The organism is Deferrivibrio sp., assembly GCF_055117995.1.
This window is the reverse complement of sequence record NZ_JBSQOT010000003.1, coordinates 81,481-103,644: the sequence shown is the minus strand read 5'-3', so window position 1 is coordinate 103,644 and position 22,164 is coordinate 81,481. Positions and strand designations below refer to the sequence as shown.

Genomic DNA, 22,164 nt, shown 5'->3' with positions numbered 1-22,164 from the left:
AAATTTACTATTTTTCAATTACCAGCCATACATATAAATCTCCGTTATTTGGATCAGTCCATTCATCAAGTATTACAGCATTTTTAATCAACTCTTCAGATTGGTGTACGGACAGAGTAGTCAGCTTGCTTGTGTAAGTATCACTTATTTTAGTCAAAATTCTTACCCTTTCTGTTTCAAGCTCAGTATTAACAAATACCTTTATCTGCTTGGCGAGCTCAGCCTGCGCAAGTGTCTTGGCAAGTCTTTTTTGTGTAGCATAACCATCCCTTGTGGCTGACTTTCTTGCAATACCGATTGCACCAAAATAACCGTCATAGTTTGCATCATAAAACCAAACCGGTCTGCCATCTTTTAATGGAAATTTTGTTTGATTTTCCATTTTTTTCTCACCATTGTTTAATGGAGATTTTTTTTCTTCAACTACATCTGGTTTGTGCGCTTCAGGTTTAACTACTTCTTTCTCAATCATTGGATCATCAAGCTTTGGCTCGCCTGTTTCTTTATCAAGCTCTTCAAACGCCTTTTTTGCCTCAGCCTGCTGGTGAGCAGCAGAATTTTGCTTTGTAACAGAAGGCTTTGTAAATGAACACCCGGAAAACAAAAACGCCGATGCAATAATACATAAAAATAATTTAGAAAACATTTTTCCCCCTTTGATATTTTATGTTATACTATAGCATATCGGAGAGAATATGAAAAGTGTATTAACGTATAAATCAGTCGCAATTTACATTTTATTGATTTTAACATTGTTTTTGTACAATAGCCATTTTTACTTTTTTGAAAAATTCGCACTCAGTGTAAATGATTACAAATACAAAATTAAATTTCTGGTAAAACAACAAGAAATAAATGATAATGTCATAATTGTGGAAGTTGATGAAAAAAGCATAAACAAACTTGGCAGGTGGCCCTGGAATAGAAAAAAAATTGCTGAGCTTTTTTCCAAATTAAGACCGGCATCTGTAATAGGTCTTGATATTGTATTTTCAGAGTATTCCAATCCCGAAGACGATAACCAGCTTAGCCAGACTATAATGGAAAATGGAAATGTAATAGGCGGTGTTTTTTTTAGAAGTCAGGCAACAGAAAATGCTGACGAGTCGCTGATTGATATACTCTCTGATTCAGCTATTTTCAGGATAAAACTCCTTGATAAAACTATAGGACTAAAAGAATTTGAATATATCGAACCCAACATTTATGAAATTACAGAAAGTCTTGCCGCATCAGCATTTTTCACCATCGAGCCTGACATTGACGGACTCTACAGAAATTATCCATTTTTTTATCTGCACAAAGGATTAATTTTTCCATCTTTAGGACTCCAGATTTTAAGATTTTATTTAAACTCAGATATTGAAGCGACATTTAATAAGAAAGGTCTTGTGGAATTCAAATTAGGTAATTTGCAATACAAAGACTCAAATCATCTCAAACTCAATTTTTACAATAAAGTACACTACATTTCAGCATATGACATAATTTCAGGTGAATATGATACATCTAAACTGAAAAATAAAATTGTAATTGTTGGGATTACAGAAACAGGAATATTCGATTTAAGACCCACCCCTATAAATCCAATAACGCCTGGTGTTTCCCTTCATGCAACATTTATTTCAAACTTTTTAGACAATGTATTGATTGAGGAAAATAACAAAACTGATATACTTTTTATCATTTTTTCCTGCTTAATAATATTTTTTGTCAGTTTTTTCAAAAAAATATACAAACGTATTGCGGCATACTTTTTATCCTTTATGTTGATTTACACAACAAGTATTTTCCTGTTTATTAAGTACAATTTGTGGATAAATGACTTTTATTTTCTTTTTTCATTTGCAATAGGTATTATTTTAACTGAGCTTGTTTTGTTTGTATTTACAGACCTGAAAGCTATTGGAATTAAAAAAGCTTTCTCATCTTATGTTTCGCCGGATGTAGTAGAAATAATGACTGAGCATCCTGATAAACTAAAGCTTGGTGGTGAAACAAGGGAAATTACGATTTTGTTTACAGATATAAGGGGCTTTACTACCCTTTCTGAGGGGCTTGATTCAGAAAAGGTTGTATATATGCTTAATCAGCTCAACACACCACTCACCCATGCAATACTAAACAATAAGGGGCTGCTCGATAAATATATTGGGGATGCAATTATGGCCATATTCAATGCACCTGTAAATATTGAAAATCATCCAGATATGGCATGCAAGGCTTCACTTGAAATGCTTAATATCATAAAAGACGTTAATAATAAATTTAAGTCTGAAAATCTGCCTTCCGTAGATATTGGTATTGGGATAAATACGGGTATAGCGACCGTAGGGAATATAGGCAGTGATGTAAGATTTGATTATACTGCTATAGGAGATTCAGTTAATCTCGCTTCGAGATTGGAAGGGCTTAATAAATTATACAAAACACACATAATCATCAGTGAATTTGTCAAGGAAAAATTAAATGACGATTATTGCCTGAGGCTTCTTGATAAAGTTGTGGTCAAGGGTAAAGAAAAACCGGTCACTATTTATCAACTCCTTGAAGATAATCAAAATAACAGAAATTTAACAAAAGAATTTAATGAAGCAATCAACAAATATTTTTCAACTGATTTTTATATTGCACTACAGCATTTTGAAGAAATTTACAAAAAGTTTCAGGATGAGACATCCATTATATTCGCCGAAAGATGCAAATACTTTATTTCAAATCCGCCAGATATGCCTTGGAATGGGGCATACATCGCAAAAACAAAATAACTAAAATTTATTTAACTCTTCAAAAAGTTCATTTATATTCTCTGGAAAATCAATATTTTTCACCTCATTGGTATCAGAAATGACTACTGCCATATCAGGCTTCATATCAAATTCCTTCACAAATTTTATAAACTCCTCTTTCAGTTCCTTTTTGTATTTACTGTAGTCCTTAAATTGATCCTTCAAAAACTGACTATAATCATCAAGCTCTTTTTTGACATACCTTTTAAATTCCCCTTTCAAGGACTTCACAGAAACACTACCATCTTTGCAAAAAACTTTAACACTACTGTTGTCAACTGTAACGGCAAATTGTGTCCCTTTTACACCAATAGTTGCTGTCTTAGTTTTAACAGTAAAACCCTGAATTTCATCCCTTTTTGTTACTTTGAACAAAACAGTTCCGTTATCTGTTAAAATATCATTATATTTGGGAAAGATTGCAGAAGATTTTTCAGTTAAAATAATTTTTGTATCATCAATTAAATCTACCTTTGCTTCGGACTTTAGACCGGTTTTAATGGCAAACCCCTTTAAAATACCGGTATTGTTATCTTTTACAACAGACCCTCTGAAATCGTTTTCTTTGTAAATTTTTACAATCCCTTTGAAGTCTATAATCCAACCTACACAAGACTCATTGTCAAGATTTTGTGCAGAATAAGCAGAAAAAGAAAAAAATACAATTAACAAAAAGAAAATTATATTCTTCATATAGTCCCCCTGCCAAATTATACCTGTATTCTGGCAAATATCAAGATTTTCTAATGGAAAGTAATAAAAATTAAAAATATCACTTATACGTTGACTTAGATTTTTAGATTAGTAATAATTTCATCATGAATTATTACGATATTTTGCTGCCCATACCAAAAAGTTACATTTTGACTTATAAAACTGAATCTGCTCTTGAAATTGGAATGAGGGTCAATGTTCCTCTCGGTAAAAAGATTGTTACAGGGGTTATTTACAATATTTCACAAAAAGAAGAATTCGAGTATGAAGTAAGAGAAATATGTGAAATAATCGATGACAAACCTTTTTTCAACAAAAAGGATTTGAAATTTCTGGAAACTGTTTCCAACTATTACGGATACAGTTTAGGGGCAGTTTTATCCGGGATTATTTCAAGAAAAATTTTAAACACTAAAATAATAGATTACGAAAACAGCATATCAAATTTATCAAAACTTGCAAACCTAAATAATGAACAGCAAATTATTTACAATGAAATTTCACAACAAAAAGATTTTCAATGTTTCTTGATTCATGGTGTTGCAGGCAGCGGAAAAACAGAAGTATATATTGAACTTATCAAAAATTGTATCCTGCAAGGAAAACAGGCAATATTTATTGTTCCCGAAATATCTCTAACTCCACAGTTAGTTAAAAGGGTTTCGGACAGACTTGGTATCGTTGTAGAAACATACCACAGCAAACTTACACCTCAAAAAAGAGAGAAGGTTGTATCAGGCTTTAAAAAAGGGAAAATACCGGTAATAATAGGCGCAAGAAGCAGCCTTTTTATTCCTTCCAATGACCTTGGTATAATTATAGTGGATGAAGAGCACGAAAACAGTTTTAAACAGGAAGAAGTGCCCTGTTATAACCTTAGAGATGCGGCTATTTTCAAGGCAAAAATTTATAATATTCCTGTAGTTCTGGGAAGTGCAACACCGTCACTTGAATCTTATTACAATGCAATAACAGGAAAATACAAATATTTTAAAATTGATAGAAGATTTCACAATGATTCAAGCCCTGATATCAAAATTATTGATTTAAAAACAGAAGACAAAATTTCTGGCATTTTATCCCTTCAACTATATGATGCCATAAAAAAAAGAATTTTAAATGGTGAGCAAACAATACTTTTTCTAAACAGAAAAGGTTATTCTTCCCAACTCATATGCCAGTCTTGCGGTGAAACACTTTTTTGCAAAAATTGTGCTGTTACAATGACCTACTACAAAAGTGACGAAACAGCCAGATGCCATTACTGCGGAGAAAAGATCAAATATCTTAAATGCAAATGTGGTAGTCATGATTTTCTTGATTTTGGCATAGGCACAGAAAAAGCTTATTTGATTCTCGAAAAATTATTCCCTGGCGAAGTAATAAAAATTGATGCCGATACAGTGTCTTCACAAAAAAAAATATCAGAAATTTTAACCGATTTTGAAAAAAATAAATTTAAAATTCTGCTTGGTACACAGCTTATTGCAAAAGGGTTAAACTTTCCAAATGTAACCCTTGTAGGAATACTTAATATTGACAACATATTTTCCTTGCCTGACTTTCGAAACAATGAAAGGGCTTATCAGCTTCTAACTCAGGTTGCAGGTAGGGCTGGCCGTTTCAAAAAGAAAGGTGAGGTAATAATTCAGACATACAATCCGGATATGCCTGTTTTTACCTTTCTTACAAGCAATGGTTTTTACACTTATGAGTTGCAAATGAGAAAAACTTTCTCTTACCCACCATATTATAGAATTGTTCGATTTATTTTTTCTCATTTTAAAGAGCAAACTGTAAAAGAAGTTGCAAAAAAAATAGAATCGATTTTAAAAAATTCTCATTTAAACATAAAAATTCTTCCTGCTGTACCTGCACCAGTTTACAAAATAAAAAACAGATACAGATTTCATATTGTAATAAAATCAGAAAATTATACTGAAATTAACAAATCAATAAATTTGCTAAAAGTTGAATTCGAAAAATTAAAACTCACTACACTCGGATTCAAAATTGATGTAGATCCTTATTTCTTCTTATAAACACTATATGATGTTTTTGTATACTCCATCTAAAAGTGTACCACTAAAAAGCTCATTCACCCACGCATAAATACGCGGTATTCTGCCTACTGCCGTGTATAAAAAAACCCGCCTTTTCGGCGGGTCTAAATTTGTTATTTATTCCAGAACCTCATAGTTCCGTTTTCAGCCAAACTTAAATGCATTTTATAACATTCATCGAGAAGTTGTGGTTCATGAGCATAGCCGGTAGCTTTTTCAGCTCTTTCAAGATAATCCATAAGATAATCTTTGTAAGCTGGATGAGCACACTTTTTAATAATTTCACGAGCTCTTTCCTTAGGTGCCATACCTCTAAGATCTGCAAGTCCTTGCTCAGTAACAAGAACATCAATATCATGCTCAGTATGGTCAACATGCGGAGCCTTAGGCACAACGGCAGAAATACCAAACTCATCAGTTTTGGATGGTCTGCATGAAGGTGTATGCATGATAGAAATATATGCATTTCTTTCAAAGTCACCAGAACCACCAAGACCATTAATCATTCTTGTTCCGCCAACACAAGTAGAGTTAGCATGTGCATAGATGTCAAACTCCACAGGTGTATTCATACCTATAACACCAAGTCTTCTGATACACTCAGGGTTATTTGAAATTTGTTGAGGTCTGAGTATTATTTTCTTTGTGTACTCATCAAATTTTGCAAAGAATCTCTCAAAACCTTTCGCAGAAAGAGAAAGTGAAGTCGCATTTGCAAAATCAAGCTTTCCACTGTCAAAAAGGTCAAGCATTGTATCCTGTAATACTTCAGTAAATACTAAAAGGTTTTTAAAGTCACCATTAACAAGTCCACCAACAACTGCATTTGCAATATTACCAACCCCCGATTGGAGTGGTAAAAGGTTTTCTGGTAATCTTCCCATTTTGATTTCATGCTTAAAGAATTCCATAATATGACCAGCAATAGTGTTGGACAGGTCATCAGGTTCAGTAAGAGCTCTACCGTTATCAGGCATTTTTGATTCTATAATTGCAACTATTTTCTTATCATCAACAGGAACATATGTTGTACCAATCCTGTCAGTAACCTTAGTAATTAGGTAAGGCTTTCTGTTAGGCGGCAAATCAGTAGAAACTATATCGTGAATACCTTCAAAAGATGGCACACCAGTATTTATTTCAACTATTATTTTATCAGCAACATCAATAATTTCAGGAGCAGCTCCGATAGATCCAGCAAGAACTATCCCACCATCTTCAGTAATAGCAGAAGCTTCTATCAAAGCAAAATCAAGCTTCCCACCTTCATCTTTTGTATAAAAACCGTATTTTAAATCCTGAGCAAACATTGATAAGTGTTTGTCACCAAACCTAATTTTACCAGAGTTAATAGATTTCTGTATATTCTTACCAGTTTGATATGGCCATCTTCTATCAATCATATCAAGAGTAGCCCATCTGTCTTCAGTTTCTACACCAACAGATGCACCTATAAATAGATTGAATTTCCATTTCCCCTGCAAACCGTTTTGCTCCACATAATCAGCCAAAGCAATTGGAACTACTTTCGGATAACCAACAGGAGTAAAACCTGACCAACCAAGGTTTAAAACTTTTTTACCAGCACCAGCCTCAGCAAAAAGCTTAACAATATCTTCCGGTTTCATTACTTTGGATAAAAGACTTTTCTTTCTAATACGCTTTTCTAATTCTGACATACATTCCTCCTTATTTGCCTTTATAGGCTTTTAATTTTATCTATTTTAAAATAACCACTTGCATCTTTCAGGCTTGGTATGGCCTGTCTTACCTCCAACAATTTGCTTAAATCCATCTCAGCAATCATTAAATCAGATACATTTTCTATATAAGCAACTGACTCACCCCAGGGGTCAAATACAGCCGAATGTCCACATTTTATAGTTTTTCCATTGTTATACACTTCATAAGCGTTGCAACCCACAACAAACGTCTGATTTTCTATAGCCCTTGCCCTTAAAAGCGTAAGCCAATGGTATTTTTTAAAATCAGGCCAGATAGCAGGAACAATCATTAATTGTGATCCATTATAAGCTGCAATTCTAAATAATTCTGGGAATCTTATTTCATAACATGTATGAAGTGAAATTTTTACAGAATTAAAGGTAAAAACAGATATTTCAAAGTCCCCTTTTTTAAAGTAAACATCCTCCTTCAAAGGGGAAAAAAGAAAAATCTTTCGATATCTGGCAATAACCCCGGAACTGTCAACAGCAAAAATCGTATTGTACACTTCATTATTATCATTTTCTGGAAGAGACAAAATAGCAAGCTGAAAGTTTTTAAGCTTTTTGGACACTTCTTCAATAATAGCTTCGGTCTTCCTTGAGTGTTCCAATATATTTTTATAATCAAACCCGGTTGCCCACATTTCAGGAAAAACAACAATGTCAACACCTTTATCAGCATATAACATTAAATCATTAACAAAATGATTCAAATTTTCTTCCAGGTTACCAGTTTTTATAATTCGTTGTGAACATCCTATTTTCATAGCCTTTCCTTATTACTCTCTTTTTAAAACAATATTTCTAAATTGTCAAGATTTATGTTTTAATACTTATGGATATAAATTTTCTATATGTTAAATTGGAAAATTTTTTGATGAATTTCTGACAAAAAGATGTTATTAATCTTATATGGAAGTTAAGTTATTAACCGGAGACATTACAGAGCTTGATGTAGACTGTATTGTAAATGCTGCCAATTCTGATCTGATACTTGGAAGTGGCGTTGCTGGTGCAATCAGAAAAAAAGGTGGCGACATAATTCAGGAAGAATGCAACAAAATAGGTCATTGCGATATAGGGGGCGCTGTTATAACTTCAGGAGGAAATTTAAAGGCAAAGTATGTCATCCATGCAGTAGGTCCAAGATATAACATTGATAAAAACCCGGACAAACTTTTATACAATGCAATATACAATTCTTTAAGCTTGGCTGATAGATACAACATCAAAACTATTGCTTTCCCTGCTATTTCCACCGGGATTTTCGGTTATCCAATAAAAGAGGCATCACACGTTATCTTAAAAGCTATGATTGATTTCAAAGAAAATTTATCCAATAAAATCAAAAACTGTTATATATGCCTCTTTACAAAAAATGATTTCGACATATTTAGTAAAACTTATGAGATGCTAAACAATAAATGATATATAAAATCCTATTTATTTCAGTAACATTAATTTTAAGTTTCCAGGTATTTCTCACAAAAAACAAAGCAAAAAACAGCAACGATTTTTTATTGGCTGGAAAAAACTTAAGCTATTTCGGTGTAGCTGGTGTTATTATCGGCACGCTCGTAGGGGGAGCATCCACATTAGGTACTGTACAGATGGCTTACTTCTACGGATTGGCCGGTGTAATTTTCACCCTTGGCTCAGGGATAGCCTGCATCATTTTAGGCCTTATTCTCACTGATAAGTTATATGTAAGTAATATTACCACAATTACAGAATTCCTTGGAAGATACATTGGACAAAGATTTAGAAAAGTCAGTAGTTTTTTCAGTACACTTGGAATCTACATACATATAATTGCACAAATTATCGCGTCAGGTGCTATCATATCACATTTTTTCGGTTTAAAATTAATAAACGGCTCCTTTATATCATCCCTCATCATTTTACTTTACTCTGTGTATGGAGGTGTCAAAGGCTCATCAGTTATAGGTAAAATAAAAATATTTGTTATTTATATCGTTATGCTGGTCTGTTTTTTTGAAGCCTTCAAAGCTGGCGGCTTATACATCTTTGACAGTTTGCCAGATAATATTAACTGGTTTAGTCTATTCAGTTACGGGAAAAAAAAGGCAACATTTGATCTTATTTTTATGATAATAGGTGTCCTGTCAACCCAGGTGTATCTCCAGGCCATATTCTCTGCTAAAAGCAAAAAAGATGCTGTCTGGGGGAGTATTTTAAGCGCTGCATTAATCCCTCCGGTAGGTTTTTTAGGTGTGTATATCGGAATGTATGTCAGAGCCTCCGGTTTCGTCACCAAAACCGGAGCGGAAGTCTTCCCATATTTTATCAATTCTCATTTTTCACCGCTCATAACATCAATTATTCTCTCTTTCATACTATTTATAGTATTAGGAACTGCGTCAGGATTGGTGGTAGGAGTTACTACAAACATCTACAAAGATTTTATTTCAAAGCTCAAAATAAAAAATGAAATATCTGCTATCAGACTAATAAACTTAACCGTTGTATCATCTTCTTATCTTATTGTTGCATTAGGATTTGAATCAAAAATTTTAAAATGGAGCTATCTTTCTATGGGGATAAGGGGCTCAATTGTCTTTTTACCTCTTATTGCAGCTTTATATTTAAATGAAAAAATCGATCTTAGAAAAATAGAAATATTTTTTTATATTACATTTGCAGCAATTATCTTTTATATGATTTAAAGAAGGGGGCTTTGGCCCCCGTCTTTTATAATCCTAACTGCAGTGAGAATAACCACAAGAATGGCAGACATCGCACCCTTCTACATATTGTATCGGTCCGCCACATTCAGGACAAGCTCCGTTTCTGATTTGCTCGTTAAGACTTCCTGACTTTTTTTCTGCTTCTTCAAGAAGTTTATCGACGGTAAGTTTTTCCTGATTGATTACCTTAAACTCAGAGCCCATCATTATTGCTTTTTCAATGGCTTTTCCAACTGCATCAGCACAGCTTAATATCTGATTTTGTCCAAAACCATATCTCATATGGCAAGAAATACCTTTAAGCTGTTTGACCACAATATCATAGTCACCACCACTTCTGAAAACAAGGGAAATTAACCTCCCTATTGCTTCACACTGACTTTGGGCACATCCGCCAGCTTTACCCATACTTGTAAAAACTTCAAAAGGCTCATTATTTTCATCAAAATTAATAGTAACATAAAGTTTCCCACAACCTGTCATCATCTCAAGAGTTTTTCCAAACAATACTTTTGGCCTTGGCCTTGGTCTGAAAATAGCGTGGTATTCCTGAGCAGCCTGTTCCTTGGCATCTTTTTCTTTTGTTCCAAGGTTTATAACCTGGGCATCACGGCTTCCATCCCGGTAAATTGTAATCCCTTTACACCCCTGCTTATAAGCAAGTATATAAACTTCCCTTACATCATCAATCGTAGCTTCATTTGGAAAATTCACGGTTTTACTTACCGCATTATCTGTATATTTCTGAAAAGCCGCCTGCATCCTCACATGCCATATAGGCGAAATCTCGTGAGCAGTAACAAAAACATTCTTTATATGAGAAGGAATCTCATCAATGTCATGCAATGTGCCTTTCTCAGCAATTTTATCCATAAGCTCTTTCGTAAAGAATCCATCCTTTTTAGCTCTCTCCTTAAATATAGGGTTTACTTCCACAAGCTTATTGTTGTCCATAACATTTCTGTAAAAAGCAATTGCAAAATAAGGCTCAACACCGCTCGAACAACCTCCAATTATAGATATTGTACCTGTAGGAGCAATGGTGGTAACTGTTGCATTTCTCATATATTCAAACCCCATATCAGGGTATATACTTTCTTCAAAGTTAGGGAAATTACCCCTCTCTTTTGCCAGCTCTCCGGAAGCTATTCTTCCCTCATCCTGAATAAATTTCATCACCATCTCTGCCATTTCAATAGCTTCTTCAGAGTTATAAGGGATATCAAGCAAAGCAAGCATGTCAGCAAAACCCATCACACCAAGCCCAATTTTGCGATTTTTCTTGGTCATTTTATCGATTTCTTCAATAGGATAACAATTCATATCGATAACATTATCAAGAAATCTCACTCCGGTTTGAATAACATATCTTAAGTCATCCCAATCTATATCATTACCTTTTACAAATTTACCAAGGTTTATTGAGCCTAAGTTGCAAGATTCATATGGCAAAAGTGGTTGCTCCCCACATGGATTGGTACTTTCTATTTCACCTTCATTAGGGGTAGGGTTAAATTTATTAATTCTGTCAATAAAAACTATCCCTGGGTCGCCACCCTCCCAAGCAAGTTTAACCATCTGGTCAAAAACTTCTTTGGCATTTAGTTTTTTTACAACTTTACCAGTTTTCGGATTTCTTAGCTCGTATTCTTCATTTTTCAGCGCCTTTTCCATAAACTCTTCAGTAATAGCAACCGAAAGATTGAAATTTGTCAATTTGGTTTTATCCTGTTTTGCATAGATAAACTCCATTATATCGGGATGATCAACCCTCAATATACCCATATTTGCGCCTCGTCTTGTGCCCCCCTGCTTGATAGTCTCAGTAGCAGAATCAAAAACACTCATAAATGAAACAGGGCCACTTGAAACCCCTTTTGTAGTCCTCACAACATCATCTTTGGGCCTTAGCCTTGAAAAAGAAAACCCTGTCCCGCCACCCGACTTGTGAATAAGAGCAGTATGTTTTACAGCCTCAAATATTTTTTCCAGAGAATCCTCAACAGGAAGCACAAAACAGGCTGAAAGCTGCTGCAGCTCCTTACCAGCATTCATAAGTGTGGGCGAATTTGGAAGAAATTTTAAGTCTACCATCATATCATAAAACTTCACGGCGTATTCTTCGTATTTTGATTCAGAGCCATATTTTAATTCAGCATTTGCAATATTCAAAGCTACTCTTTGAAACATACCCTGAGGTGTCTCAACTACATTTCCATCCTCATCTTTCTTGAGATACCTTTTCTTTAAAACCGTGACAGCATTAGCTGAAAGTTTTGGCTCTTTATTTAGTTTTTCTAATAAATCTGTTTTAATCATTAAAATTCCTCCAGGATAACTTATTTGAAAATTAGCTGTAGGATTTTAACCTATATTTTTTTAATTTCAATAGCAAATAATCTAAAAACCTATAACCTTATGGTAATAAAAACAATATATTTTTACATTTACTATCAATAAGTTACATTTAATAATATGTAAACTACTTTAACCTTGGATAATATTTTCAAGGGTATATTTTTTGAGCTCATCTATAAATGATTCCCTGATTTTACCAAGCACATTATGGATATTGCAAGAAGTCAGACCTGAACAAAAATCCGGGTCAACAAGACAATCATTTATCTTTATTTCCCCCTCAACAGCCTTTATTATGTCGTACAATGTTATCTCCTGAGGCTCTTTAACAAACTTAAAACCACCGTTTTTACCCCTCTCGGAATACAAAATATTGTTTCTTGCAAGGGACTGTAAAATTTTGCCCAAAAAACTATCAGGAATGCCACAAATTTCCGATAACTCATTACGCATAAATAACTTATTTTTATCCTGCGAACCAATATAAGCCATAACTTTTAAAGCATAATCCCCTGCTCTGGTTATTTTCATAACTAATACCTCTTGCAAACTTAATTTAGACAATATTAGTCTTATTTAAACCAAATGTCAATAGAGGTATGATTTTATTTAAATCAGATATATTTCAAATGGTAAAATAAAAGAGCCGCTTAAATTATGCGGCTCTTCTGATTATCTGTTTGACTCAAGGACTATTCGTCTGTCATCAATCTTTTTTATACTGTATATCCTCTTCTGCTCAATAGCATTGGCAAGATAAATTACTTTTTCCGGATAATCAAGGACAAGTTTGTCAGTACCTTGAGTTTCAATATTTAGTACCCAGGCAATATACTGAAGGTCACCCTTTAACTGCAACAGCTTGTTTACGTCGGTATTCCCCGCCAAAACAATTTCCACCTTTCTGTTTTCAATCCCCCTGATCTTTTCAGAGATTTTTGATATAATTCTGTTTGTTACTTCATAGCTGAGGGTTTCAAGCATATTATAAACTGCATCATCAACAGAAGCAGCCTGACCTCTTGCCGAAACATAGCCACTATCAAGAATAATTTTCTGTCCGTCTTTACTTCCTATAAGTCTATAAGTCAGTTTACCATTTACAATATTAAAAGGGAGATTAATCCCATATCCAATATTTTTACCCTCTTTTGCAGTGGCAATGCTTTCAACTTTACCAACAAGCAATACCCCTGAAAGAGACCTGTAAGCCAGACTTCTAAGAAGCAAAAAATCATTATTCTGCATAGCATTGCTGAGCTGTTCAATTGAATAGGGGTTGCCAAGGGAAGCAACATCCACAACCTCAAAATTTTGCAGCAAAAGTTCATTAATGATTTTTTCAGACAATGGAGATGTTTCAAGCACTCTTCCATCAGGGAATACCACAGGCAAAAGCACAGATACCGAAGTATTTTTTGCAAAAAGACTTACTGTTTTAACCGCATCTTTTTGCTCTACATTGGCTTTAATCTTTACCCAATATGTATCCCCATCTTTACCTTCGTCAATAACCGAAAAATCCTTAATAGCTCCTGATACTTCTGATTTAATAGATTCATCAACCAAAAGCGCATTTTGAACAATTGTCTCAACCTTCACATTTACCTGAGCAGCCTTTTCAAGAGCTGCCCATTTTGCTCGCGCTATCGCCTGATTTTTGGCAGCACCAATATCGTTATTTGCTATCAATGCTTCACCGACAGCCTCTACAGATGCAGCATATAACTGTGCAGAGAATGCCGCTAACAGTATAATAGCAGTTATAAATATCTTTTTACACATAACCAGTTACCACAATTTTTTTATCACACTTTGCCCTGACATTGGTGCCCTTTTGACCAGAGTACCCAGTTTAAGTCTCATTTTTGAATTAGGCTCACCCTCAACTACAACCCACGAAGTTGATTCATCCACCTGGTCACTTACTATCAACTCAACAGGAATTTTGGATTTTGTACAATTTGATTTTTTTGTCATAAAATCCTGCACTTCCAAAAATTCATAAGCTTCAAGCTTGTCACCTGGCTTTATTCCATCTTTTCTTCCCATGGAAACCATTGCCGCAGACTTATTTCCTCTAAGTTGATTGATATACGCTTTTGCAGAAAAATGCTCTGAAAAAACAGGTTTTATATCATCAACAGACTCCTGCATAGCCTTCTTGGCAGCAGTAACTACTAGCTCAGGGTTAAAGCCTGGTTGTGTCCCCCCAAGTTCACGTCCGCTTACCTTTTTGGAAAGCAAAATCTGTCCTGTGGATACATCAATAAGCTGTACTGTCATATCAGTGGTAACATTCCATCCATCAACCATAGATTTTCCAACAGTAAGGGCAAGGTTGACCCAGACATTTCCTGTATTGGTATCTGATTTAGGAACATATTTTGCATTTATATTGTCAACAGTACCTGTGATTACATAACTTACACCGGCAATTTTGCCAAACTGAGCAACAGTATTAGGATCAGCCACATTCATCTGAAATCCTTGCTCCTGGAGTATTTTTTCCATTTGAGCACGGCTAAAAACATTCACACCACCAATGTTAACAATAGTATCCTCAACTGCTGACTGAGCAAACTCACCAAGCTGAGGTGAAATCTGTCTGTAAAAAGTGTTAATATCTTTTGAGTACTTAACATTTGTTTTACTGGCACCTGCATAACCTATTCCAACTGCACCCGGCGCAGCAACAACACCTGCAACACCTGCAGAAGTATGAGTCCTGGTAGCCTCACCCTGAATATTTGTATTAACCCCTTCCATTTTTCCAAAAGTAGTATTGTTGGTAAAAGGAAGTACAGCAACACTTATTTTTTTGCTTTCGTATTGGGCCATACAAATCTGAGGGATATTAACCTGCTCAGTATCGGCAGGCGTAACCTGCATACTCATCGGGTCAATTTTTGGTGGAGCACAGGCGAAAAGAACCAAGGATAAACTAACAACTAAAGCTAATAATTTCAAAGATTTCATCTAAACCCCCTAAAGTTAATAATTTAAGACCTTAAAATATTATACCACTAAATTCAAAAAAATCATTTCAAATTTAAAAAATTTATAACTTTTTTTAAATCTTCCCATGCTTCTTTCTTTTTGGAAGGATTTCTAAGAAGATATGCAGGGTGAAATGTAGGCATAACCTTTATTCCATTAAAATCAACAAATTCACCCCTAAGTTTTGAAATTTGTTTCTCAGTATTAAGAAGATAAGTTGCAGCAACACTTCCAAGACAAACAATAACTTTTGGACTGACCAGCTCAATCTGCTTTTTTAGATAATCAATACATGCTGTAGCCTCTTCCATGAAAGGGTTTCTATTGTCAGGCGGCCTGCACTTGACAATGTTTGCTATATATACCTCTTCTCTTTTTAGTCCCATAGCTTCAATCATTTTGGTCAAAAGTTGCCCTGCCCGGCCCACAAAAGGCCTCCCTTGCCTATCCTCCTCAGCTCCCGGCCCTTCGCCAACAAACATCAAACCAGCATTTATATCACCTTCACCAAAAACAACATTGCTTCTATAATTTGAAAGCTGACACTTCTTACAGTTTTCAACTGCATCCTTTAATTCCATAAAAGGGTCACTTTCACTATTTAAACAGCTGTCAATCAGTATTTCAGAAACCCCATAAACATCATTTAGAAAATTTTCTTTAATAAACTTACCCATTTATATAAGCTTTGATCTCTTTCAATATTTTTTCTGCAATTACTTCCTTTTTATCTTTCTTAATAGTTAACTTTGAACCCTTTTTATTGAAAACAATTACCTCATTGTAGTCAGAATCAAAGGCTATATCTTCTCTTTTGATATCATTGGCAACTATCATATCAAGATTCTTCATTTTTAACTTTAAGACGGCATTTTCCTCAAGGTCATTAGACTCTGCAGCAAAACCTACAAAAACTTGCCCTTCTCTTTTTACTTTTGAAAGCTCAAAAAGTATATCAGGATTTTTGATAAGCTTTAAATGAAGTTCATTGCTACTCTTTTTAATCTTAATATCACTTATATTTTCTACCCGATAATCTGCCACTGCTGCAGCCATAATCAAAATATCACAGTCTTCAACCTTTTGCTTTAATACATTCAACATATTTATTGCGCTTTTAACCTTTGTTACATTTAGGGAAGTTTTTAAATTAGAAGGACCTGAAATTAAAGTAACATCAGCCCCCATCTTTTTTGCCATTTCTGCAATAGCATAACCCATCTTCCCACTACTTCTGTTTGAAATGTATCTTACAGGGTCAATATCCTCTATGGTAGGGCCGGCTGTCACTATCACTTTTAATCCATTTAGCACATTGCAAGCACTGAGTTTATCTTTAACTGCCTCGAAGATAATCTCCGGCTCCTGCATCTTTCCAATGCCCACATCTTTACATGCAAGTTCACCTTCAATAGGGCTTATAATATTAACGCCTCTTTGTGCAATTTTGTTTAAATTATCTACTGTTGCAGGATTCTGATACATATTGGTATTCATCGCAGGGCAAATGAATAAAGGTTTTTCAGTTTTGTAGGCAAGATATGTTGAAGTCAAAAGATTATCGGCTATGCCACATGCCATCTTGGCGATTGTATTTGCAGTGGCAGGTGCGATTATGAAAATATCCGCCCACTCAGCAAGGTCAATATGCTCAATATCTCTCGGACTTATATCTGTCAAAAAGTCATCGAGATATACCCTGTTTTTTGTCAAAGTTTCAAGAGTAAGAGGGGTAACAAACTTAGCAGCATTCTCAGTCAAAATTACTTTGACACTATCGCCTGCTTGTATAAATTTTCTACAAAGAATGGGGATTTTGTATGCAGCAATCCCCCCTGAAACCCCTATTAAAATATTACTCATCGCCCTCTTCTATCTTTTCCACCCTTATTTTTCCTTTAACAAGCTCAAAAATCGCTTTGGTTGTAGGTTTGCTCCCTTCATTTACCTGAGGAGGTAGTGTCCCTTCTTTGGCATCAACAATCTCCCTTGCTCTCAGGCTTAATATCCTGTTGAGCCTGTACTTCCCCTTAATATCTTCTCGTTTAACCAACTTTTCAATATCAATAAGTGCCACTTCAAACCTCCAAATTCACAATATCTTCTATTTTTTTTACATCTTTCGACCTTAAATGCTCGGCAATATATATTGCATTGAGCTCATTGAATGCTTTTTCAAAGTTTTTATTAATTATAATATAATCATAATCCTTGTAAAACTGAACCTCTTTTCTTGCATTCTCAAGCCGGAGACGAAGCTTCTCCTCCGACTCACTCCTTCTTTTTCTTAGCCTCTCTTCCAATTCCTTGATACTTGGTGCTATAACAAACACATAAATACCAAAATTAAGTCTCTTCCTTAGCTGCCTTGCGCCCTGGGGGTCGATATCAAGCAAAATATTAACCCCTGATTTCAACTTGTCTTCTATAAATTTCTTCGGTGTACCGTAAAAATTCCCATGAACCTCAGCCCATTCTATAAACTCATCATTTTCTATCATTTTTCTAAACACTTTCTCACTCACAAAAAAGTAGTCTTTCCCGTCAACCTCGTCCGCTCTGGGCTCACGCGTAGTATAAGATATTGAATACTCCAGATTGCCATAAGTTTTCAAAAGCTCATTACAAAGTGAAGTCTTACCTGCCCCGCTAGGTGCACTTATTACAAAAAGTTTACCCAAATCATTCATATGATATTCTGTACCTGTTCCCTTATTTTGTCAATTTCACTTTTAGCACTAACCACATAATTTATAACTTCAATCTGTGATGATTTTGAACCTATTGTATTAAATTCCCTGTTTAATTCCTGACAAAAGAAATCAAGCTTTTTGCCACATGGAAACTCATTGTTAATTACATTTATTACCTGCCTGATATGGGAATTTATACGGTTTACTTCCTCAGAAATGTCAAGGCGCTCCGAAATTATTCCAGCTTCCGTAATTATTCTATCCTCATCAAATTTTAAAACAAGCTCTTCAATTCTCTTTCTATATTTATCAAGATTAATATTGTAAACTTCATCCTTTAAATTTGAAATCTCATCATTCATAGCCTGCAACTTTTTCAGGGATTCTGTTATAACATCTTGCAAATGCTTGCCTTCAATTTCTCTCATCCTTTTTACTTCAGACAAGCATTCTCTTAAAACTGCCACAACCTCCCTATCAATAAATTCTGTCATATCCGATTCATCAACAAAATCTATTATATTTTCAAATTGTAATATATGCTCTATCTTAATGTCATCAAGTATTTCACTTCTAATCTGAACCTCTCTTAGAACATCCATATACATGTTGAAATATTCGGTATTGAGCCTTGCCTTTTTGATAGGTTTTCTTAGAAAAACATCTATTATTACATCAATTTTTCCTCTTAACAGTTCATTTTTGACAATATTTATAAACTCTACCTCTCTTAAATATAAAAACTTCGGCAATTTTATTTTGATATCTGAATATTTGCTGTTTACAGATTTTATAGATACCGTAATATCAAACAAATCAAAGTGCCTTGTAACACTCCCGTACCCTGTCATACTTACTATCATAAATTCCTCTTTTAAATTATTTTGAAGTAGTGTACATTTTAATGTAAAATTGAGGTGAATAATACATAAATAAATAAAGGAGGTCAATATGTTTAGTTTGCCTGCAATCATTTTTATTCTAATACTTGTTATAATTTTCAATACGGTAAAAATTCTGAAAGAATATGAAAGAGGGGTTATATTCAGGCTTGGAAGGTATGTTTCTGTCCGTGGCCCTGGTTTAATTATACTTATCCCTGGTATTGAAAAGATGGTTAAAATTAATTTAAGAACAGTTGTAATGGATGTCCCTCCACAGGATGTTATAACCAAAGACAATGTTTCCGTCAAAGTGAATGCGGTAGTATACTTCAGGGTTGTTTCACCGGAGAAAGCCGTTCTGGAAGTCGAAGATTTTTATTATGCTACAAGTCAGTTATCACAAACTACCTTAAGAAGTATCCTGGGCCAATTTGAATTGGATGACCTGCTTTCCAATAGAGAGAAGATAAACCTTGAATTACAGGATGTAATAGACAAACAAACAGATCCGTGGGGTGTAAAAGTTACTGCAGTGGAAATAAAGCACATCGATTTGCCACAGGAAATGCAAAGGGCAATGGCAAAACAGGCTGAGGCAGAAAGGGAAAGGCGCTCTAAAATTATTCACGCCGAAGGGGAATTGCAGTCAGCAGAAAAATTATCTCAGGCAAGTGAAATAATGTCCAAAAACCCTATCACTATTCAATTACGTTATCTTCAGACGCTAAATGAAATAGCATCGGAAAAAAATTCTACAATAGTATTTCCATTACCTGTTGAAATGCTTAAAAGTTTTATAAAAAACGAATAAAAAAAGCCCCATTTTTGGGGCTTTATTATTTTAGAAATGAGTATGGATATTCTGTGTGATCTTTGTAGGTATTTTGCAATATTGCAACCACATCCTCCACGAAGACGAGTTCTTCGTTTGTAGGAATCACAAAAACCTTAACCTTTGAGTCAGGAGTGGAAATTTCAGTTTCTCCCGACTTGCTGAATGTTTTAAGATTTTTATCTTTATCAATTTTTATACCAAGTTCCTCAAGCCCTTCTAAGGCCTTTTGCCTAATAATACCTGCGTTTTCGCCAACACCTGCAGTAAACACAATAGCATCTACTCTGCCAAGAACAGCATAATAAGCGCCAATATATTTTTTAAGCCTATACGCCTCTATTTCGATAGCAAGTCTGCACCTCTCATCTGTATCCACGTGTTCCAGCACATCCCTTCTGTCCGTATATTTACCTGTAATACCAAGAATACCTGATTTCTTGTTAAGCAAGCTGTCCATTTCTTTTGGTCCAACATTGAGTTGCTGCTGCATAAACAGTGGGACAGCCGGATCAAGGTCTCCGCACCTGGTCCCCATCACAGCACCTTCAAGTGGCGTCAGGCCCATTGACGTGTCAACAGACTTCCCATTTTTTATTGCAGTATGGGATACACCGTTTCCTATATGCATTGTAATTATATTACAATCTTTAGGATCTTTCCCCAGAAGTACTGCCGCCCTCTTTGATACGTACAGATGGCTTGTGCCATGAAAACCGTATCTTCTTACGCCGTACTCTTTGTACCATTCATAAGGAATGGCATATGTATAAGCATAATCAGGCATTGATTGATGAAAAGCCGTATCAAATATTGCCACATGAGGAACATCAGGTAAAACAGCTTTAGCAGCTCTTATCCCCGCAAGGTTTGGTGGATTATGCAGTGGTGCAAGATTCTGAACATCTTCTATCGCCTTTATAACCTTATCATCGATAAGCACACTACTTTTGAACCTTTCCCCTCCATGAACGACCCTATGACCTACGGCAGAAATTTCGCTAATTTTCTCAATAACACCATTTTCCTTACTTTCAAGAGTATTAACAACAAGATTTATAGCAGTATTATGATCGTGACATTCATACTCATTTCTATAAGAATCCCTGCCAGGAACTTCATGTATAATAAAAGAGTCCCCTATACCAACTCTTTCAACAACACCTTTTGCCACAACCTTTTTTTCTTCCCAATCAAAAAGTTGATATTTTACTGATGAACTACCGCAATTAAGCGCAAGAATTTTCATAACTAATCCCCCTTTAAGATTGTACCATCGTGATGGCAGCTACATTAACAATATCCATATACTTGCAACCCCTTGACAAATCATTGACAGGTTTTTTCAAACCCTGAATAATAGGGCCTATCGCTTCTGCAGAAGCAACCCTTTCTACAAGCTTGTACCCTATATTTCCTGCATCAAGATCAGGGAATATCAATACGTTTGCACTTCCGGCGACATCGCTACCAGGCGCTTTTCTCTCCCCGACACTTTTTAAAAGTGCTGCATCTGCCTGCAATTCACCGTCAATTTTTAGTTCAGGAGCCATCTCTTTTGAAATTTTTAACGCCTCAAGAACCTTATCAACATCAGGGTGACTCGCACTCCCTTTGGTTGAAAACGACAACATTGCAACCTTAGGCTCAACCCCCAAAAAGGCTTTACAGCTATCAGCTGTGGCAAGAGCAATTTCTGCCAAAGTTCTTGCATCCGGATTGGGGTTTACAGCACAGTCAGCAAACAATACTGCGCCATCTTTCCCAAATTCTTTTTTGGGAGTCACCATAATGAAACAACTTGAAACCGTTTTCATCCCAGGCTTTGTACCGATTACCCTTATAGCAGCCCTCAACACGTCTGCAGTTGTATGGCAGGCGCCCGTAACTGCACCATTTGCAACCCCTTTTTCAACAAGCATACAACCGAAGTAATTAACATCTTTCATGGAAGCTCTCGCCTCATCAAGAGTCATCCCTTTTGACTTTCTTTTTTCATAATACTCCGTTACAAATTCTTCATAATACTTGCTCTTTTCAGGCTCAATTATTTCACAATCCACAGGGTATCCTTTTGACTTAAAAAGATTCTTTACCTTTTCTTCTTCACCTAAAACAATTACCTTAGCCAGACCATTTTTTGAAATAGTGTGTGCAGCATCAATTGTTCTTTCGTCAACACCTTCGGGCAATACAACTGTCCCCTGTTTTTCTTTTGCCATTTGCCAAAACTTTTCCATCAAAGACATAATGTCCCCCTAAAATAGAATGATATTTTATTTTAATAAATAACTACAACTTGTCAAGTTGTTTTTAACAATATTAAAATATAACTAAACTTTAATAAACTATCAGATTATATTTGATTTTATAAAAATAATCGATTATTAATACTT

The 22,164-nt window shown here is 35.0% G+C and carries 20 protein-coding genes; 5 read left to right on the top strand and 15 right to left on the bottom strand.

Going from position 1 to position 22,164, the window contains the following annotated elements:
* Positions 1–7: 7 nt before the first annotated feature.
* Entirely contained in the window at positions 8–646 is a 639-nt protein-coding gene (locus ACTCAF_RS01940; protein ID WP_463061620.1) for an LPP20 family lipoprotein, read from the bottom strand.
* 49 nt (positions 647–695) lie between these two features.
* Between ACTCAF_RS01940 and ACTCAF_RS01935 the strand changes: the two genes are divergently transcribed.
* A complete protein-coding gene (locus ACTCAF_RS01935) occupies positions 696–2,768 on the top strand; it encodes a CHASE2 domain-containing protein (protein WP_463061619.1) in 2,073 nt (690 codons plus the stop codon).
* Here ACTCAF_RS01935 and ACTCAF_RS01930 read toward each other — a convergent pair whose 3' ends face one another.
* On the bottom strand, positions 2,769–3,482 hold the full coding sequence (locus ACTCAF_RS01930) for a FecR domain-containing protein (RefSeq protein WP_463061618.1): 714 nt from the start codon (positions 3,480–3,482) through the stop codon (positions 2,769–2,771).
* A gap of 125 nt (positions 3,483–3,607) precedes the next feature.
* Between ACTCAF_RS01930 and priA the strand changes: the two genes are divergently transcribed.
* Complete coding sequence (priA, locus tag ACTCAF_RS01925; protein ID WP_463061617.1) at positions 3,608–5,545, top strand: replication restart helicase PriA; 1,938 nt, start codon at positions 3,608–3,610, stop codon at positions 5,543–5,545.
* Between the two features lie 134 nt (positions 5,546–5,679).
* Here priA and ACTCAF_RS01920 read toward each other — a convergent pair whose 3' ends face one another.
* Positions 5,680–7,245: an acetyl-CoA hydrolase/transferase C-terminal domain-containing protein gene (locus ACTCAF_RS01920; protein ID WP_242820280.1), complete on the bottom strand. Its 1,566-nt coding sequence runs from the start codon at positions 7,243–7,245 to the stop codon at positions 5,680–5,682.
* Positions 7,246–7,265: 20 nt separating this feature from the next.
* On the bottom strand, positions 7,266–8,060 hold the full coding sequence (locus ACTCAF_RS01915; RefSeq protein ID WP_463061616.1) for a nitrilase-related carbon-nitrogen hydrolase: 795 nt from the start codon (positions 8,058–8,060) through the stop codon (positions 7,266–7,268).
* Positions 8,061–8,205: 145 nt separating this feature from the next.
* Here ACTCAF_RS01915 and ACTCAF_RS01910 point away from each other — a divergent pair, with 145 nt between their 5' ends.
* Both ACTCAF_RS01910 and ACTCAF_RS01905 read left to right on the top strand, forming a co-directional pair.
* On the top strand, positions 8,206–8,721 hold the full coding sequence (locus ACTCAF_RS01910; protein ID WP_463061615.1) for a macro domain-containing protein: 516 nt from the start codon (positions 8,206–8,208) through the stop codon (positions 8,719–8,721).
* On the top strand, positions 8,718–9,980 hold the full coding sequence (locus ACTCAF_RS01905; protein WP_463061614.1) for a sodium:solute symporter family protein: 1,263 nt from the start codon (positions 8,718–8,720) through the stop codon (positions 9,978–9,980). Before ACTCAF_RS01910 ends, ACTCAF_RS01905 begins: the two co-directional genes overlap by 4 nt.
* Positions 9,981–10,013: 33 nt before the next feature.
* Here ACTCAF_RS01905 and ACTCAF_RS01900 read toward each other — a convergent pair whose 3' ends face one another.
* From ACTCAF_RS01900 to ACTCAF_RS01860, 9 genes are all read right to left on the bottom strand, one after another.
* Positions 10,014–12,320 (bottom strand): vitamin B12-dependent ribonucleotide reductase, encoded by a 2,307-nt coding sequence (locus tag ACTCAF_RS01900; RefSeq protein ID WP_463061613.1) that lies wholly within the window; start codon positions 12,318–12,320, stop codon positions 10,014–10,016.
* A 168-nt stretch (positions 12,321–12,488) separates the two neighbouring features.
* Positions 12,489–12,890 carry an RrF2 family transcriptional regulator gene (locus ACTCAF_RS01895; protein ID WP_242820275.1) on the bottom strand — a complete coding sequence of 134 codons (402 nt, stop codon included), beginning with the start codon at positions 12,888–12,890 and terminating at the stop codon, positions 12,489–12,491.
* Positions 12,891–13,031: 141 nt separating this feature from the next.
* Positions 13,032–14,144, bottom strand: a complete 1,113-nt coding sequence (locus ACTCAF_RS01890) for a flagellar assembly protein T N-terminal domain-containing protein (RefSeq protein ID WP_463061612.1) — start codon at positions 14,142–14,144, stop codon at positions 13,032–13,034.
* 6 nt (positions 14,145–14,150) lie between these two features.
* Positions 14,151–15,338 carry a CsgG/HfaB family protein gene (locus tag ACTCAF_RS01885; protein ID WP_463061611.1) on the bottom strand — a complete coding sequence of 396 codons (1,188 nt, stop codon included), beginning with the start codon at positions 15,336–15,338 and terminating at the stop codon, positions 14,151–14,153.
* 62 nt (positions 15,339–15,400) lie between these two features.
* Positions 15,401–16,036, bottom strand: coding sequence for a uracil-DNA glycosylase (locus tag ACTCAF_RS01880; RefSeq protein ID WP_463061610.1), 636 nt, complete (start codon positions 16,034–16,036; stop codon positions 15,401–15,403).
* A complete protein-coding gene (gene coaBC / locus ACTCAF_RS01875) occupies positions 16,029–17,222 on the bottom strand; it encodes a bifunctional phosphopantothenoylcysteine decarboxylase/phosphopantothenate--cysteine ligase CoaBC (RefSeq protein WP_463061609.1) in 1,194 nt (397 codons plus the stop codon). Before coaBC ends, ACTCAF_RS01880 begins: the two co-directional genes overlap by 8 nt.
* Positions 17,215–17,436: a DNA-directed RNA polymerase subunit omega gene (locus tag ACTCAF_RS01870; protein WP_463061608.1), complete on the bottom strand. Its 222-nt coding sequence runs from the start codon at positions 17,434–17,436 to the stop codon at positions 17,215–17,217. Before ACTCAF_RS01870 ends, coaBC begins: the two co-directional genes overlap by 8 nt.
* 1 nt (position 17,437) lies before the next feature.
* Positions 17,438–18,049, bottom strand: a complete 612-nt coding sequence (gene gmk / locus ACTCAF_RS01865) for a guanylate kinase (protein WP_463061607.1) — start codon at positions 18,047–18,049, stop codon at positions 17,438–17,440.
* Positions 18,046–18,915 carry a YicC/YloC family endoribonuclease gene (locus ACTCAF_RS01860; protein ID WP_463061606.1) on the bottom strand — a complete coding sequence of 290 codons (870 nt, stop codon included), beginning with the start codon at positions 18,913–18,915 and terminating at the stop codon, positions 18,046–18,048. Before ACTCAF_RS01860 ends, gmk begins: the two co-directional genes overlap by 4 nt.
* A gap of 88 nt (positions 18,916–19,003) precedes the next feature.
* Here ACTCAF_RS01860 and ACTCAF_RS01855 point away from each other — a divergent pair, with 88 nt between their 5' ends.
* Entirely contained in the window at positions 19,004–19,747 is a 744-nt protein-coding gene (locus tag ACTCAF_RS01855; protein ID WP_463061605.1) for a slipin family protein, read from the top strand.
* 25 nt (positions 19,748–19,772) lie between these two features.
* Here the strand turns inward: ACTCAF_RS01855 and ACTCAF_RS01850 are convergent, their stop codons facing one another.
* Both ACTCAF_RS01850 and pta read right to left on the bottom strand, forming a co-directional pair.
* Positions 19,773–21,017 carry an acetate kinase gene (locus tag ACTCAF_RS01850; RefSeq protein WP_463061604.1) on the bottom strand — a complete coding sequence of 415 codons (1,245 nt, stop codon included), beginning with the start codon at positions 21,015–21,017 and terminating at the stop codon, positions 19,773–19,775.
* A 13-nt stretch (positions 21,018–21,030) separates the two neighbouring features.
* On the bottom strand, positions 21,031–22,017 hold the full coding sequence (gene pta / locus ACTCAF_RS01845) for a phosphate acetyltransferase (protein ID WP_463061603.1): 987 nt from the start codon (positions 22,015–22,017) through the stop codon (positions 21,031–21,033).
* Between the last annotated feature and the right edge of the window lie 147 nt (positions 22,018–22,164).

Bases quoted from the DNA above. Each gene is read 5' to 3' on its own strand.
- ACTCAF_RS01895 (WP_242820275.1), bottom strand. From the start codon at position 12,890: ATGAAAATAACCAGAGCAGGGGATTATGCTTTAAAAGTTATGGCTTAT.
- ACTCAF_RS01890 (WP_463061612.1), bottom strand. From the start codon at position 14,144: ATGTGTAAAAAGATATTTATAACTGCTATTATACTGTTAGCGGCATTC.
- ACTCAF_RS01855 (WP_463061605.1), top strand. From the start codon at position 19,004: ATGTTTAGTTTGCCTGCAATCATTTTTATTCTAATACTTGTTATAATT.
- ACTCAF_RS01920 (WP_242820280.1), bottom strand. From the start codon at position 7,245: ATGTCAGAATTAGAAAAGCGTATTAGAAAGAAAAGTCTTTTATCCAAA.
- ACTCAF_RS01910 (WP_463061615.1), top strand. From the start codon at position 8,206: ATGGAAGTTAAGTTATTAACCGGAGACATTACAGAGCTTGATGTAGAC.
- pta (WP_463061603.1), bottom strand. From the start codon at position 22,017: ATGTCTTTGATGGAAAAGTTTTGGCAAATGGCAAAAGAAAAACAGGGG.
- ACTCAF_RS01940 (WP_463061620.1), bottom strand. From the start codon at position 646: ATGTTTTCTAAATTATTTTTATGTATTATTGCATCGGCGTTTTTGTTT.
- ACTCAF_RS01885 (WP_463061611.1), bottom strand. From the start codon at position 15,338: ATGAAATCTTTGAAATTATTAGCTTTAGTTGTTAGTTTATCCTTGGTT.
- ACTCAF_RS01900 (WP_463061613.1), bottom strand. From the start codon at position 12,320: ATGATTAAAACAGATTTATTAGAAAAACTAAATAAAGAGCCAAAACTT.
- ACTCAF_RS01850 (WP_463061604.1), bottom strand. From the start codon at position 21,017: ATGAAAATTCTTGCGCTTAATTGCGGTAGTTCATCAGTAAAATATCAA.
- ACTCAF_RS01930 (WP_463061618.1), bottom strand. From the start codon at position 3,482: ATGAAGAATATAATTTTCTTTTTGTTAATTGTATTTTTTTCTTTTTCT.
- ACTCAF_RS01905 (WP_463061614.1), top strand. From the start codon at position 8,718: ATGATATATAAAATCCTATTTATTTCAGTAACATTAATTTTAAGTTTC.
- ACTCAF_RS01935 (WP_463061619.1), top strand. From the start codon at position 696: ATGAAAAGTGTATTAACGTATAAATCAGTCGCAATTTACATTTTATTG.
- ACTCAF_RS01915 (WP_463061616.1), bottom strand. From the start codon at position 8,060: ATGAAAATAGGATGTTCACAACGAATTATAAAAACTGGTAACCTGGAA.
- ACTCAF_RS01860 (WP_463061606.1), bottom strand. From the start codon at position 18,915: ATGATAGTAAGTATGACAGGGTACGGGAGTGTTACAAGGCACTTTGAT.
- gmk (WP_463061607.1), bottom strand. From the start codon at position 18,049: ATGAATGATTTGGGTAAACTTTTTGTAATAAGTGCACCTAGCGGGGCA.
- ACTCAF_RS01880 (WP_463061610.1), bottom strand. From the start codon at position 16,036: ATGGGTAAGTTTATTAAAGAAAATTTTCTAAATGATGTTTATGGGGTT.
- priA (WP_463061617.1), top strand. From the start codon at position 3,608: ATGAATTATTACGATATTTTGCTGCCCATACCAAAAAGTTACATTTTG.
- coaBC (WP_463061609.1), bottom strand. From the start codon at position 17,222: ATGAGTAATATTTTAATAGGGGTTTCAGGGGGGATTGCTGCATACAAA.